The sequence below is a fragment of the Pseudomonas oryziphila genome (assembly GCF_003940825.1).
Lineage (GTDB): Bacteria > Pseudomonadota > Gammaproteobacteria > Pseudomonadales > Pseudomonadaceae > Aquipseudomonas > Aquipseudomonas sichuanensis.
This window is the reverse complement of record NZ_CP034338.1, coordinates 3,802,191-3,815,727: the sequence shown is the minus strand read 5'-3', so window position 1 is coordinate 3,815,727 and position 13,537 is coordinate 3,802,191. Positions and strand designations below refer to the sequence as shown.

Here is a 13,537-nt window from a genome sequence, read left to right as displayed (position 1 = left end):
GCGGAGCCCGTGATGGACCTGTTTCGAAGCGAACCCGTCGCCCAGCCCCTGGCCGCCCGGCTGCGCCCGTCCAATCTGGACGAGTACGTTGGCCAGGAGCATCTGCTGGCGCGCGGCAAGCCGCTGCGCGAGGCGCTGGAGCAGGGTGCGCTGCATTCGATGATCTTCTGGGGGCCGCCCGGGGTGGGCAAGACCACCCTGGCGCGGCTGCTGGCGCAGTTCTGCGATGCGCACTTCGAAACGGTCTCGGCGGTGCTGGCCGGGGTGAAGGAGATTCGCCAGGCGGTCGAGGTGGCCAAGCAGCAGGCCGGCCAGTACGGCCGGCGCACCATCCTGTTCGTCGACGAGGTGCACCGCTTCAACAAGTCGCAACAGGACGCTTTCCTGCCCTATGTGGAGGACGGCACGCTGATCTTCATCGGTGCCACTACCGAGAACCCCTCGTTCGAACTGAACAACGCTTTGTTGTCGCGGGCGCGGGTGTATGTGCTCAAGAGCCTGGACGAAGCGGCGCTGCGCAAACTGGTCGACCGTGCGCTGAGCGAGGAGCGCGGCCTGGGCAAGCGCAACCTGCGGGTTGGCGACGAGGCCTTCAAGATGCTCATGGCCGCCGCCGATGGCGATGGCCGGCGCATGCTCAACTTCCTCGAGAACGCCTCGGATTTGGCCGACGATGGCGGTGAAATTGGCGTCGAGCTGCTGCAAAGCCTGCTCGGCGACAGCCGTCGACGTTTCGACAAGGGCGGCGAGGCGTTCTACGACCAGATCTCGGCGCTGCACAAGTCGGTGCGTGGCTCCAACCCCGATGGCGCGCTGTACTGGTACGCGCGCATGCTCGACGGCGGCTGCGACCCGCTGTACATCGCCCGGCGCGTGGTGCGCATGGCCAGTGAAGACATCGGCAACGCCGACCCGCGTGCCCTGAGCCTGTGCCTGGCGGCCTGGGACGTGCAGGAACGCCTGGGCAGCCCGGAAGGCGAGCTGGCGGTGGCCCAGGCCATCACCTACATCGCCTGCGCACCGAAAAGCAATGCGGTGTACGTGGGCTTCAAGGCGGCCATGCGCGAAGCGGCCGAGCACGGTTCGCTGGAAGTGCCGCTGCACCTGCGCAATGCCCCGACCAAGCTGATGAAGCAGCTCGGCTACGGCGAGGAATACCGCTACGCCCACGACGAGCCGGATGCCTATGCCGCCGGTGAGGACTATTTCCCCGAACAACTGGAACCGCGCCAGTACTACCAGCCGGTGCCACGTGGGCTGGAGCTTAAGATCGGCGAAAAGCTGCGTCACCTGGCCGAGCTCGACCGTACCAGCCCCCGCCAACGGAGAAAACCGTGATCGCACTCATCGCCGCCGTCAGTGCCGGCGGCATCGCTGGCACCCTGCTGCGTTTTGCCACCTCCAACTGGGTCGCTGCCAACTGGCCGAAGCATTTCTACCTCGGTACGCTGGCTGTCAACCTGGTGGGCTGCCTGCTGATCGGCCTGCTGTACGGCCTGTTCCTGCACAAACCCATGGTGCCGGTGGAGCTGCGCGCTGGGCTGATCGTCGGTTTTCTCGGTGGCCTGACCACCTTTTCTTCCTTTTCCCTGGATACCGTGCGCCTGCTCGAAAGCGGGCAGGTTCCACTGGCCTTGGGCTATACCGGTATTAGTGTGGTGGGCGGGCTGCTTGCGACTTGGGCCGGCCTCACCCTTACCCGATTCTGAACCAACACCTACCTATAACGAGAGAACGATATGCTCGATTCCAAACTGTTACGCGGCCAACTTCAGGAAGTGGCGGACCGCCTGGCCTCCCGTGGCTTCAGCCTGGATGTCGCGCGCATCGAATCGCTGGAAGAGCGCCGCAAGGCGGTGCAGACCCGTACCGAGCAACTGCAGGCCGAGCGTAACGCTCGCTCCAAGTCCATCGGCCAGGCCAAGGCCAAGGGTGAAGACATCGCCCCGTTGATGGCAGACGTCGAGCGCATGGCCAACGAGCTGGCCGCCGGCAAGGTCGAGCTGGACGGCATCCAGGCGGAGCTCGACGGCATCCTGCTGACCATCCCCAACCTGCCGGACGCCAGCGTACCGGTCGGTGCCAGCGAAGACGACAACGTCGAAGTGCGCCGCTGGGGCACGCCGCAGGCCTTCGACTTCGAGATCAAGGACCATGTGGCCCTGGGCGAAGTCAGCGGTGGCCTGGACTTCGAGGCGGCGGCCAAGCTGTCCGGTGCCCGCTTCGCCGTGCTGCGTGGCCCGATCGCCCGCCTGCACCGCGCCCTGGCGCAGTTCATGATCAACCTGCACACCGGCGAGCATGGCTACCAAGAGCACTACACCCCGTACCTGGTCCAGGCCCCGGCCCTGCAGGGCACCGGCCAGCTGCCGAAGTTCGAGGAAGACCTGTTCAAGATCAGCCGCGAAGGCGAGGCCGATTTCTACCTGATCCCGACTGCCGAAGTGTCGCTGACCAACCTGGTGGCCGACCAGATCCTCGACGCCAAGCAGCTGCCGCTCAAGCTGGTTGCCCACACCCCATGCTTCCGCAGCGAGGCCGGCGCGTCGGGCCGTGACACCCGCGGCATGATCCGCCAGCACCAGTTCGACAAGGTCGAGATGGTCCAGGTGGTGGAGCCTGCAAAATCCATGGAAGCCCTGGAAGGCCTGACCGCCAACGCCGAGCGCGTGCTGCAGCTGCTGGAGCTGCCGTATCGCGTGCTGGCGCTGTGCACCGGCGACATGGGCTTCGGCGCGGTGAAAACCTACGACCTGGAAGTGTGGGTCCCGAGCCAGGACAAGTACCGTGAAATCAGCTCCTGCTCCAACTGCGGTGACTTCCAGGCCCGCCGCATGCAGGCGCGCTGGCGCAACCCGGAAACCGGCAAGCCGGAGCTGGTGCACACCCTCAACGGTTCCGGCCTGGCAGTAGGCCGTACCCTGGTGGCAGTGCTGGAGAACTACCAGCAGGCCGACGGCTCGATCCGTGTACCGGAGGTGCTCAAGCCGTACATGGGTGGCGTCGAGGTCATTCGCTGAGATGGATTACCTGCCGCTGTTCCATAAGCTGCAGGGCGGCCACGTACTGGTCGTCGGCGGTGGCGAGATCGCCCTGCGCAAGGCGCGCCTGCTGGCCGATGCCGGCGCCGCGCTGCGGGTGGTGGCGCCGGACGTAGACGGCCAGCTCGCCGCACTGGCCCGTGAGGGCGGTGGCGAGGTGCTGGTGCGCGGCTATCAGCCGTCGGACCTGGACGGCTGTCGGCTGGTGATCGCGGCCACCGATGACCCCGGGCTCAATGCCCAGGTCTCGGCGGATGCGCAGGCGCGCAGCCTGCCGGTCAATGTGGTTGACGCGCCGGCCTTGTGCACGGTGATTTTCCCCGCCATCGTCGATCGCTCACCCCTGGTGGTGGCGGTCTCCAGCGGTGGCGACGCCCCTGTGCTGGCGCGGTTGATTCGCGCCAAGCTCGAGGCCTGGATCCCGTCCGCCTATGGCGAGCTGGCTGGCCTGGCCGCGCGTTTCCGGCACAAGGTCAAGGCCTTGTACCCTGATGTCAACCAGCGCCGCGGCTTTTGGGAGAACGTGTTCCAGGGGCCGATCGCCGAGCGCCAGCTGGCCGGGCAGGGTGCCGAGGCCGAACGCCTGTTGCAGGCGATGGTCGACGGCGCACCGGTGCAGCAGGGGGGCGAGGTGTATCTGGTCGGTGCCGGCCCGGGTGACCCGGACCTGCTGACCTTCCGTGCCCTGCGCCTGATGCAGCAGGCCGACGTGGTGCTGTACGACCGGCTGGTGGCTCCCGCCATCATCGAGATGTGCCGACGCGATGCCGAGCGTATCTATGTCGGCAAGCGCCGCGCCGACCACAGTGTGCCGCAGGACCAGATCAACCGCCTGTTGGTCGATCTGGCCCGGCAGGGCAAGCGTGTGTTGCGGCTCAAAGGCGGTGATCCGTTCATCTTCGGCCGGGGCGGCGAAGAGATCGAGGAGCTGGCCGAGCAGGGTATCCCGTTCCAGGTGGTGCCTGGCATCACCGCAGCCAGCGGTTGTTCCGCCTACGGCGGTATTCCGCTGACCCACCGCGACTATGCCCAGTCGGTGCGCTTCGTGACCGGCCACCTGAAAGATGGCACCAGCAACCTGCCCTGGCACGATCTGGTGGCGCCTGCGCAAACCCTGGTGTTCTACATGGGGCTGGTGGGGCTGCCGACCATCTGTGCCGAGTTGATTCGCCATGGCCGTGCGGCCAGTACCCCTGCAGCGCTGGTGCAGCAGGGGACCACGCGCAACCAGCGGGTGTTCACCGGTACCTTGGCCGACTTGCCTGAACTGGTGGCCCGGCATGAAGTGCACGCGCCGACCCTGGTGATTGTCGGGGAAGTGGTGCAGTTGCGCGAGAAGCTGGCGTGGTTCGAAGGTTCGCAAAACGCCTGAGCACTCTGTAGCACCTCGTGGGAACGGGCTTGCCCCGCGATGGCGACAGCAGCGGCAACATTGCCCTGCGCTGTGATGCTATCGCGGGGCAAGCCCGCTCCCACGTGGGGTCTTTATTTGCTCTGCCAGATGCCTTTGCCCGGCAGCCGCTCCCGGTCATGGGGCTGACTGAAGTCCTGCAGTGGCCCCTTGGGCACGATGCCGTTCGGGTTGATGGTCTTGTGGCTCATGTAGTAGTGCTTCTGGATATGCTCCATGCTCACCGTATCCGCCACCCCCGGCCACTGGTACAGCTCGCGCAGCCAGTTGGACAGGTTCGGGTAGTCGCTCAGGCGGCGCAGGTTGCACTTGAAATGGCCGTGGTACACCGCATCGAAGCGCACCAGCGTGGTGAACAGGCGTACGTCGGCTTCGGTCAGGTATTCACCGGCCAGGTAGCGCTGGCGAGCCAGTAGCCCTTCCAGATAGTCCAGCTCATTGAACACCTCGTCGAACGCCGTTTCGTAGGCCTCCTGTGTGGTGGCGAAGCCTGCGCGGTAGACGCCGTTGTTCACTGCCGGGTAAATGCGCTCGTTGAGTGCATCGATAGTGCTGCGCAGCGGCGCTGGGTAGAGGTCCAGAGTATTGCCGGTCAGCTCGTCGAATGCCGAGTTGAAAAGGCGGATGATCTCGGCCGACTCATTGTTGACGATGCGTTTTTCCTGCTTGTCCCACAGCACAGGCACCGTCACGCGACCGGTGTAGTGCGGGTCGTCCTGGGTGTAACGCTGGTGCAGGTACTGCAGGGCATCGAGGTGGTCGCCGCTGGAGCCTTCCTGCTGGTCGAAGGTCCAGCCATGCTCGCCCATCAGCCAACTGACCACCGAAACGTCAATCAGCGGCTCCAGGCCTTTGATGGCGCGCACGATCAGGGTGCGGTGGGCCCAGGGGCAGGCGAGCGACACATACAGGTGGTAGCGGCCGGCTTCGGGGGCGGGCAGCGGGTTGCGTCGTTGCGAATTCTCGCGCTGGAAGGCGCCGTCCTTGCTGGTCTGGTACCACTGGTCATGCCAGCGGCCATCGATCAAAAGGCCCATGCTGGAGCTCCTCGGAACAAAGTGTTTGTCGTTGGAGCTCAGTCTAGAGCAAAGCGTTCGAACGAATAGCGCAAAGAGTGGGGTTAACAGATCTGTTTATTTGATGTTTCCACGGGCGGCCCAGTAGGCGCGGGCGGTACTGAACGCCAGCTCGCGGTCTTGGCCCAGGCCACGCAGGGCCAGGGCCATGGTCGCGACCACGGCCATTTCGCCGTAGCTGTCTTCGGCTTCGCCGCGCCAGACGGCAAGCAGGTGCTCCGGCTGCAGGCTGGCGGGCTTCACGTGGCGCTGGGCGCTCAGGGCAGGCCACTCCTCGTCCCAGGCAGCGCCGGCCGAAGCACCGTAGAGATGGCTGGTGACATCCGGGTTGATCTCGATCTCGCCACCGTCACCCTTGATCACCAGTGCGTGGTCGCCCAGCAGCCGGCTGGCCTCGCGGTGCACGGCCTGGTAACCGGGGTGGAAGATGCTCTGCAGGCCGCAGCGCGCGGCGAGGGGGTTGAGCACCCGGGCCAGCGAGTGGATCGGTGAGCGCAGGCCGAGGGTGTTGCGCAGGTCGATCATGCGCTGCAACTGCGGCGCCCAGTCCTGCAGCGGGAAGAAGGCCAGCTGGCGATTGTCCAGCGTTTGCGCAACGCCTGCCCAGTCACGGCACAGCGGGATGTCCAGCAGGCCGAGCAGTTGTTCGGTGTACAGGCGCCCGGCCGTGTGGGCGCCACCGCCGTGCATCAGGATGCGTACGCCATTACCGGCCAGGCACTTGGCCGCCAGCAGGTACCAGGGCAGGTGGCGCTTCTTGCCGGCGTAGCTCGGCCAGTCCAGGTCGACGTTGATGCGTGGCGCCTGCAGGTGGGCGCGCAACGCCTCGGTGAAGCCCGCAAGCTCCTCGGCGCTTTCCTCCTTGTGCCGCAGCAGCATCAGGAAGGCGCCGAGCTGGGTGTCTTCGACCTTGCCCTCAAGCAGCAGGGTCATGGCTGCGCGGGCCTCCTCGCGGGTCAGGCCGCGGGCGCCGCGCTTGCCTTTGCCCAGGATGCGCACGAATTCGGCGAAGGGGTGTTCGGTCGGTGTTTCCAGGGTGAGCGGGCGAGGTGCGTTCATATGCAGTTGGTCGGCTTGGGCAGGCCCGCCAGCTTGGCGGCAAGTTTGGCGGGAGTGCCATTGAACAGGCGGTTGAGGTGCGGGCTGTTGCCCTTCTCCGTGCCCAGTTTGAGCGCGGTGTACTTGATCAGCGGGCGGGTGGCTGGCGACAGCTGGTACTCGGCGTAGAACTGGCGCAACAGCTCGAGGATTTCCCAGTGGTCGGTGGTCAGGGCGATGTCTTCACGGGCAGCCAGTGATTCGGCGACCTCGTGGGACCAGTCCTGCAGGTCGACCAGAAAGCCGTCTTTGTCCAGGGCGATGGCGCGATCGCCGACAGTCAGGGTGCTCATAGCCAGCTGTTGACCTTGTCGTAGTGCAGGGTGAGTTCGACGAAGGCCGGGTAGTCCACGGCCTTGGCCAGTGGGCTGGTGAGGGCGCGGGCTTGCAGGTCTTCGCCAAGGGCGTACAGGCGCTGTTCGAGGTTGGCGGCTTGCAGGGCGCGCAGGGGCTCGCTACCGGCTTTGAGCGCATAGGTGGCGTCGCCACACAGCAATATTGCGTCTTGAGGGCCGAGCAGGCGCAGGCAGCTGGCCAGGCGCTCGTCCGCGAAAGGCGAGTGGGCAATTACGTGCAGGGTCGTCATCAGAGGGTTACCACCTGGTCGAAACGGGCGATCAGCGCCGCCAGTGCGGCATCGTCGAGAACCTCGACGGGCAAAGCCAGCGTGGTGCTGTCCAGGCCGCGGCGGGCCAGGCTGTGAGCGCAGGCGAACAGCTCCTCGACGCCGAACATCGGCAAGGCCTGGAGGTTGGCGGCCAGGTTTTTTTGCTGCAGGACGTCCGGGTGCTGGTCTTGAGCCAGCTGGAACACCCCGTCGTCTAGGAACAGCATGCCCAGCGGCAGTTCGAAGGCGCCGCCGGCCAGGGCGATATCCAGGGCTTCACGGGCGGACGGGCCGCTCCACGGCGCCTGGCGGCTGATGATAAGAAGCGATTTGGCCATTTCAATCACCCCCAAAGCAGATCAAGCGGTCGGCATCCTGCGCGGCCTCGTGCAACTGGCCCAGGCCGGACAGCTCCCAAGGTGCCGGCAGGTTCACGGCCGGGCGCTGGTAACGGTTGGCCTCTTCTTCATTGAGCACGCCCCTGCGCAGGGCTGCGGCAATGCACACCACAGCGTCGAGCTGGTGCTCGCTGATGAACGCGCGCCATTGCTTGGCCACGTCGAGTTCATCCTGCGGCGCGACGATATTGGCCGAGGCGCTGTGCACCCCGTCCTGGTAGAAGAACAGCCGAGCAATTTCATGCCCGCCGGCCAGCGCCGCCTCGGCAAAGCGCAGGGCGCGACGCGAGGAGGGCGCATGCGCCGGGGAAAAGACCGCAATGGCGAATTTCATGGAAAACCCGTGTAAAGGAATGCGGCCATGATAAAGCAAAAAGCCCGCGCTGGTGGGCGCGGGCTCGGTCTGCAAGGCCGTGATCGGTCAAGCCTGTTCCTTGCTCTCCGGCAGGAACCAGTTGAGCACCAGGGCGCAGATGCCGCCGGTGGCGACGCCCGACTCCAGCACGTTGCGCAGCGCCGCCGGCATGTGTGCGAGGAACTCCGGCACCTGAGCCACGCCAAGGCCCAGGGCCAGCGACACGGAAATGATCAGCAGGGCCCGGCGGTCGAGGCGAGTGCTGGCGAGGATGTTGATACCCGATGCGGCGACTGCACCGAACATCACCATGGCTGCGCCACCCAGGACCGGCTCCGGCACCGCCTGGATTACCCCGGCAACGCTGGGGAACAGGCCCAGCAGCACCAGCATGGCGGCGATCCAGATGCCGATATGGCGGCTGGCGATGCCGGTCAGCTGAATGACGCCATTGTTCTGGGCGAAGATCGAGCTGGGGAAAGTGTTGAACACGCCGGCCAGCAGCGAGTTGGCGCCGTTGACCAGCACCCCGCCCTTGATCCGCTGCATCCACACCGGGCCTTCGACCGGTTGGCGCGAGACCTTGCTGGTGGCGGTGACATCGCCGATGGCTTCCAGCGAGGTGACCAGGTAGATCACCAGCATCGGAATGAACAGCGCCCAGGAGAAGCTCACGCCAAAGTGCAGCGGCGTCGGCACCTGGAACAACGCGGCCTGGTGCATGCCGGTGAAGTCCAGGCGCCCCAGGTAGCCGGCCAGGGCATAGCCCACGGCCAGGGCGATGACGATGGCGCAGCTGCGCATCCATACCACCGGGATACGGTTGAGGATGACGATGATTGCCAGCACCACGCCCGACAGCAGCAGGTTTTCGCCGTTGGCGAAGGTGCCGTTGGCCATGGCGCCGAAACCGCCGCCCATGCTGATCAGGCCGACCTTGATCAGGGTCAGGCCGATCATCAGCACGACGATACCGGTGACCAGCGGGGTGATCAGGCGTTTGACGAAGGGCAGGATGCGCGAAACGCCCATCTCTACGAACGAACCGGCAATGACAACGCCAAAGATGGCCGCCATCACGCCTTCTACTGGCGTGCCCTGCTTGACCATCAGTGCGCCACCCGCGATCAGCGGGCCAACGAAGTTGAAGCTGGTGCCCTGCACGATCAGCAAACCGGCGCCGAACGGCCCAAAGCGCTTGCACTGCACGAAAGTGGCGATGCCGGAGATCACCAGCGACATGGACACGATCAGGTTGGTATCGCGAGGCGAGACCCCCAGCGCCTGGCAGATCAGCAGCCCTGGGGTAACGATCGGCACGATGATCGCCAGCAGGTGCTGCAGTGCCGCCAGCAGGCCGATCAACAGGCGAGGCTTGTCCTCAAGGCCCAGGACCAGTTCGTTGGCAGGCGCCGCCGCGCCCGGCCCGTGTTCGTGTGAACTCATGGGAAATGCTGCCCCGGAAGAAAAAAGGAGCGCATTCTACGGGCTGAATCCCGATAGGGGTAGAGGTTAGGAAGATAGCGTCACAATCGCAGATGAAGCTGACTTAAAGGTCAGTTTGTGCGGCGTTTTCATCGGCCACGAAAAAGCCCGCCGAAGCGGGCTTTTCCTGGCTGCTCGACGGGTTTGAATCAGTCGTCGCGGCCCATGATGCCGAACAGCTGCAGCAGGCTGATGAACAGGTTGTAGATCGATACGTACAGGCTGATGGTCGCCATGATGTAGTTGCGCTCGCCGCCATGGATGATGGCGCTGGTCTGGAACAGGATGCAGACCGACGAGAACAGTACGAAGCCGGCGCTGATGGCCAGTTGCAGGCCGCTGATCTGGAAGAAGAAGCTGGCCAGCACGGCGCCCAGCAGGACGAAGAAGCCAGCGGTGATGAAGCCACCGAGGAAGCTCATGTCCTTGCGGGTGATCAGCACATAGGCCGACAAGCCGCCGAAGACCAGCGCGGTCATGGCGAATGCCGAGCTGACGACTTCGGCGCCACCGCTCATGCCCAGGTAACGGTTGAGGATCGGGCCGAGGATGAAGCCCATGAAGCCGGTGAGGGCGAAGGTCGATACCAGGCCCCAGACCGAATCACGCAGCTTGGCGGTGAGGAAGAACAGGCCGTAGAAGCCGATCAGCACGACGAACACGTTGGGATAGCGAAAGCCCATCTGCTGCGAGACGAAGGCCATGATGCCGCTGAAGGCGAGGGTGAGCGCCAGCAGGCTGTACGTGTTGCGCAGGACCTTGCTGATCTCCTGCTGCTCGACCTGCTGGCCGTGGTGGACGGCGTAATCCTGTTCGCGCATGGCGACACTCCTTTGGTGTGTACCCAGGCGTTGAAGCCTGGCGAATGAAACGTATGGTTGCTGGAGCATACCAGAGCTGCCGCAACCCGCGACACAGAGAGTTTGACAGCTTGTTACATTAAGGTATTATTGCCGCCGCAAAACCAGCTGGAAGCGTGGCCGAGTGGTTTAAGGCAACGGTCTTGAAAACCGTCGATGGGCAACTATCCTAGAGTTCGAATCTCTACGCTTCCGCCACCATTTTTCATTAGAGCCCTGATTTTTCAGGGCTTTTTTGTGCCTGCGTGTTTTTGGTCCCCCAACTGGTCCCCCATTATCAGTGTGGCTTTTACTGGTTTGCTGCGGATTGAGATGGGCTTGCTGTTTTCATGGAGCCAAATAACTCATGTTAGGAAGCGGGCGTTTTTTCCAAGGCAGCTTTAGGTGTGCTTGGCTCTTGCCGGCAGCTATCGACCCGGCGCCTGAATATTAGGGCCGTTTCGCGACCCATCGCCGACACGCGCGGCTCCCACAGGTGCTGGTGCTGGTGCTGGTCTGGAGTTGGTGACACTCCGGTGGGAACCGGTTTGCCGCGATAAGGCCTGAACAGGTGAGCACAAAGCCTTGGGTCGATGCCTGTCATCACACCGTCGCTGTCGCTCTATAATGGCTTGACAGTGCAGAATGGGTAGCGCATGAAGCGAACCTTGGAAGGTATGGCCAAAGCCGGCGAGCCGCTACTGCGCGACGCCCTTGATGCGATAAGGGCGCATCAGGCTGCGCAAGATAGCGGGGCATCTCCAGAGACAATCGAGCGGCTTAGAGTGTTGGCCGATTCCCTTTATCACGCGGTAGTGGATTTCCAATTGCTTGAAGCCGGCAGTCTGTCCGAATCGATTAACTGACTTCGAGGTGCTGATGGAAAAGCTGCCCAAGATTTTGCCACCTGATCACCAAGCCTACACTGATGCAGTTGAGGCAATGCAGCAGTATCACGAAGCGTTGGATACTGGCGCGCCCGCAGTCGAGGTGGAGCGGTTACGTATGATTGCCGAGTCTCTGTTCCAGGCTGTGACTGACTACCAAATGAAAGCCTTTGGTAGGGGCGACGGAACGGTACACTGATCTGAAGTTACTCAGGAGCGAGAGCCCGTGTGGATCCTCCTCTGCCGCGCAGTCAGCTTGAGAGGCTAGGCGAAGATGCTAGATGCTCTATCTCATGCTGTAGCAAGCCAGTTTCCTCCGCGGTCTGCAACTGTCGAATGGCCTCATGCCCTTGCCGTATCAGCGGTGCCTCGGCTTCGGCTAAGCAAATGATGGTTCGCTTCACACTTTCACGCTCCGATCAGTTGAAGACCAATTATAGGATGTTAGGGCAGAAAATTCGGTTAGGTGAGGACCCGCGATGGATGAACGGATTTTGAAGCTGCTGGGTGACTCGCAGTTTGAGCGAGACCTGTATGAAGCAGCGATGTTTAACCTGGAAGACCGTCGCAACAAGCTGCGCTTCCATAATTTCGCCTTCGCCATGCGCGAACTGATGGGCCATACGCTTGCTCGCCTCGCCCCAGATGAGGACGTCCAAAAATGCATATGGTGGAAAGCGAAATCAAAAGAGGTGGTACATCAGGTCACGAGAGTGGAACGGTGCGTGTACGCCACCCAAGGCGGTCTATCAAACCATTATGTGGAAAGAAGACTTGGCCTGGATTTCAATCCCGAGCACGAAAATCTGCGAGACGCAGTGATCCGATTGAATGAGTACGTCCATATCACGCCAGAAGTCTTCCAGCTGGAGGATGACGATATAGATCGCCTTTCGGGGGAAACAATCGAAGCCGTGGCAGGATTGATGGGTTGCATTCAGGAGTGCAGAGCCGCAGTAGCCGAGCGTCTTTCAGACGTGATAATCAGCGAGGCAGCAGTCAATCAGGTCGTATCCGACAGCTTGGATGCAGTAGACGAACTGGCCACCCATTATTCTCTCGAAGAGGTCTACGTCGACTCGCATGAGGTATCGCACATCACCTGCGACGCTGTACACATTAAGGTAAGCGGCACCGTCGGCGTAACATTACAGTGGGGTTCAAACTCAGATCTTCGAAATGGGGATGGCGCAGAACTCGACCAATCCTTCGATTTCACTTGTGAGCTAACGTGCGAAACGCCCAATCCTGATCCTGAGAGGCTAGAGTTCGTCGAAAACTCCGTGATGGTAGATACAGGTGACTGGTACGATCAAGAGGATGAGTGGGATTACGCCCTTGAATCCGATGTTTCTGCAGACCAAGGGCCGCTCTCTGCAGAAGATATTCAATCTGACTTCTAGAGCCTGCCCTTCTGCCTTCAGGGTATTCGACTGAGCGGGCCAGCCCGTACTGGTACTCGGTCGGGAATCAACGCGGGGAAGCACTATGGCACCTCAGCTCGATCACCAGCATGAAGCTGTATTGGAGGGATGAACGCCAGTGTCTCTGATAGACGATGTAGACGCCTTGCAGTCGATATACATCAATCGTGCGACCGGGAACGGTAACAACGATGATGAGCGTGACTATCCACTCTATCGGCAGAGCGTCTTGGACGTTCCGCGGGCTGCTTCCCTCGTTCCTGCTTGGGTGAAGCGGTACCGTAATCTGGATCAGTTCTGGGGGTTCATTCAGCCGAAGTATCCATCATACGCCGAACGAAGAACTTTCATTTGGGATGAGTTCAGAGCACTCGTGGAGTACGCAGAGTCAGGCGATGTGCATCCGTCTGATGCTGCGGTATCGGATGCGATGAGCCGGTTTGACGCCGAGCATGTGCGGGTTGCCTGGACTAAAGCAATCGAGCGTCGGGCTTCAGATCCTGAGGGGGCTATCACCATGGCTCGCACGCTCTTGGAGTCTGTGTGCAAGCATATCCTGGACGAAGCGGGTGAGACGGAGCATGAAGCGAATCCTGATCTGAACAAGCTCTACAAGCAAACTGCAGTACTGCTAAACCTGACAAAAGCGCAGCATGAAGAGGTAATTTTCAAGCAGATCCTTGGCGGTTGCACTGCAGTGGTCGAGGGGCTGGGGGCATTGAGGAATCGCCTCAGCGATGCACATGGGAAGGGCAGAAGCAGTGCTAAAGCGGCGCCCCGGCACGCTGAGCTGGCTGTAAATCTGGCGGGCTCAATGGCTATGTTCCTGCTGGCCACCTGGGAGACCCGATCTGGGCGCTAGCTCATTGCTAAGCGGTTAAACCCGCTGGTCAGCTTTATATGGGGCAGCAGATAC

16 protein-coding genes and 1 tRNA gene are annotated in these 13,537 nt (G+C 62.5%); 9 read left to right on the top strand and 8 right to left on the bottom strand.

Translation table 11 applies throughout. The features are described 5' to 3' along the window. The first annotated feature begins 12 nt into the window (after positions 1–12). The 4 genes from EJA05_RS17925 to cysG are packed head-to-tail and all read left to right on the top strand — an operon-like array spanning position 13 to position 4,413. The gene (locus EJA05_RS17925) at positions 13–1,338 is read left to right on the top strand and encodes a replication-associated recombination protein A (protein ID WP_125464653.1); all 1,326 of its coding nucleotides are present in this window, start codon (positions 13–15) and stop codon (positions 1,336–1,338) included. Then, a complete protein-coding gene (gene crcB / locus EJA05_RS17920) occupies positions 1,335–1,709 on the top strand; it encodes a fluoride efflux transporter CrcB (RefSeq protein ID WP_110993205.1) in 375 nt (124 codons plus the stop codon). The genes EJA05_RS17925 and crcB overlap by 4 nt, the downstream gene beginning before the upstream one ends. Before the next feature lie 30 nt (positions 1,710–1,739). Beyond that, the gene (gene serS / locus EJA05_RS17915) at positions 1,740–3,020 is read left to right on the top strand and encodes a serine--tRNA ligase (protein ID WP_125859271.1); all 1,281 of its coding nucleotides are present in this window, start codon (positions 1,740–1,742) and stop codon (positions 3,018–3,020) included. 1 nt (position 3,021) lies between these two features. Next, positions 3,022–4,413 (top strand): siroheme synthase CysG, encoded by a 1,392-nt coding sequence (cysG, locus tag EJA05_RS17910; RefSeq protein WP_125859270.1) that lies wholly within the window; start codon positions 3,022–3,024, stop codon positions 4,411–4,413. A 113-nt stretch (positions 4,414–4,526) separates the two neighbouring features. Here cysG and EJA05_RS17905 read toward each other — a convergent pair whose 3' ends face one another. The 8 genes from EJA05_RS17905 to EJA05_RS17870 all read right to left on the bottom strand — a co-directional run bounded on the left by EJA05_RS17905 (position 4,527) and on the right by EJA05_RS17870 (position 10,292). Further along, on the bottom strand, positions 4,527–5,489 hold the full coding sequence (locus EJA05_RS17905) for a glutathione S-transferase family protein (RefSeq protein ID WP_125859269.1): 963 nt from the start codon (positions 5,487–5,489) through the stop codon (positions 4,527–4,529). 96 nt (positions 5,490–5,585) lie between these two features. Continuing rightward, on the bottom strand, positions 5,586–6,587 hold the full coding sequence (locus EJA05_RS17900) for a glycosyl transferase family protein (protein ID WP_125859268.1): 1,002 nt from the start codon (positions 6,585–6,587) through the stop codon (positions 5,586–5,588). Continuing rightward, on the bottom strand, positions 6,584–6,919 hold the full coding sequence (locus tag EJA05_RS17895) for a TusE/DsrC/DsvC family sulfur relay protein (protein WP_125464648.1): 336 nt from the start codon (positions 6,917–6,919) through the stop codon (positions 6,584–6,586). Before EJA05_RS17895 ends, EJA05_RS17900 begins: the two co-directional genes overlap by 4 nt. Continuing rightward, on the bottom strand, positions 6,916–7,212 hold the full coding sequence (gene tusB / locus EJA05_RS17890; protein ID WP_125859267.1) for a sulfurtransferase complex subunit TusB: 297 nt from the start codon (positions 7,210–7,212) through the stop codon (positions 6,916–6,918). The genes EJA05_RS17895 and tusB overlap by 4 nt, the downstream gene beginning before the upstream one ends. Next, positions 7,212–7,571, bottom strand: a complete 360-nt coding sequence (gene tusC, locus EJA05_RS17885; RefSeq protein WP_125859266.1) for a sulfurtransferase complex subunit TusC — start codon at positions 7,569–7,571, stop codon at positions 7,212–7,214. The genes tusB and tusC overlap by 1 nt, the downstream gene beginning before the upstream one ends. A 1-nt stretch (position 7,572) precedes the next feature. Then, entirely contained in the window at positions 7,573–7,965 is a 393-nt protein-coding gene (tusD, locus tag EJA05_RS17880) for a sulfurtransferase complex subunit TusD (protein ID WP_125859265.1), read from the bottom strand. Positions 7,966–8,052: 87 nt separating this feature from the next. Further along, entirely contained in the window at positions 8,053–9,432 is a 1,380-nt protein-coding gene (locus tag EJA05_RS17875; protein ID WP_125859264.1) for a nucleobase:cation symporter-2 family protein, read from the bottom strand. Positions 9,433–9,620: 188 nt separating this feature from the next. After that, positions 9,621–10,292 (bottom strand): Bax inhibitor-1/YccA family protein, encoded by a 672-nt coding sequence (locus EJA05_RS17870; RefSeq protein WP_125464643.1) that lies wholly within the window; start codon positions 10,290–10,292, stop codon positions 9,621–9,623. 149 nt (positions 10,293–10,441) lie between these two features. On the opposite strand from EJA05_RS17870, the gene EJA05_RS17865 reads away from it, so the two are divergent. The 5 genes from EJA05_RS17865 to EJA05_RS17845 all read left to right on the top strand — a co-directional run bounded on the left by EJA05_RS17865 (position 10,442) and on the right by EJA05_RS17845 (position 13,483). Then, a tRNA-Ser gene (locus EJA05_RS17865) sits at positions 10,442–10,529 on the top strand. A 437-nt stretch (positions 10,530–10,966) separates the two neighbouring features. Continuing rightward, positions 10,967–11,176 carry a hypothetical protein gene (locus EJA05_RS17860; protein ID WP_125859263.1) on the top strand — a complete coding sequence of 70 codons (210 nt, stop codon included), beginning with the start codon at positions 10,967–10,969 and terminating at the stop codon, positions 11,174–11,176. Between the two features lie 13 nt (positions 11,177–11,189). Beyond that, positions 11,190–11,396 (top strand): hypothetical protein, encoded by a 207-nt coding sequence (locus EJA05_RS17855; protein WP_190306000.1) that lies wholly within the window; start codon positions 11,190–11,192, stop codon positions 11,394–11,396. A gap of 280 nt (positions 11,397–11,676) precedes the next feature. After that, positions 11,677–12,600 (top strand): pPIWI-associating nuclease domain-containing protein, encoded by a 924-nt coding sequence (locus tag EJA05_RS17850; protein ID WP_125859262.1) that lies wholly within the window; start codon positions 11,677–11,679, stop codon positions 12,598–12,600. Positions 12,601–12,739: 139 nt separating this feature from the next. Beyond that, positions 12,740–13,483 carry an abortive infection family protein gene (locus tag EJA05_RS17845; RefSeq protein ID WP_125859261.1) on the top strand — a complete coding sequence of 248 codons (744 nt, stop codon included), beginning with the start codon at positions 12,740–12,742 and terminating at the stop codon, positions 13,481–13,483. The last annotated feature ends 54 nt before the right edge of the window (positions 13,484–13,537 follow it).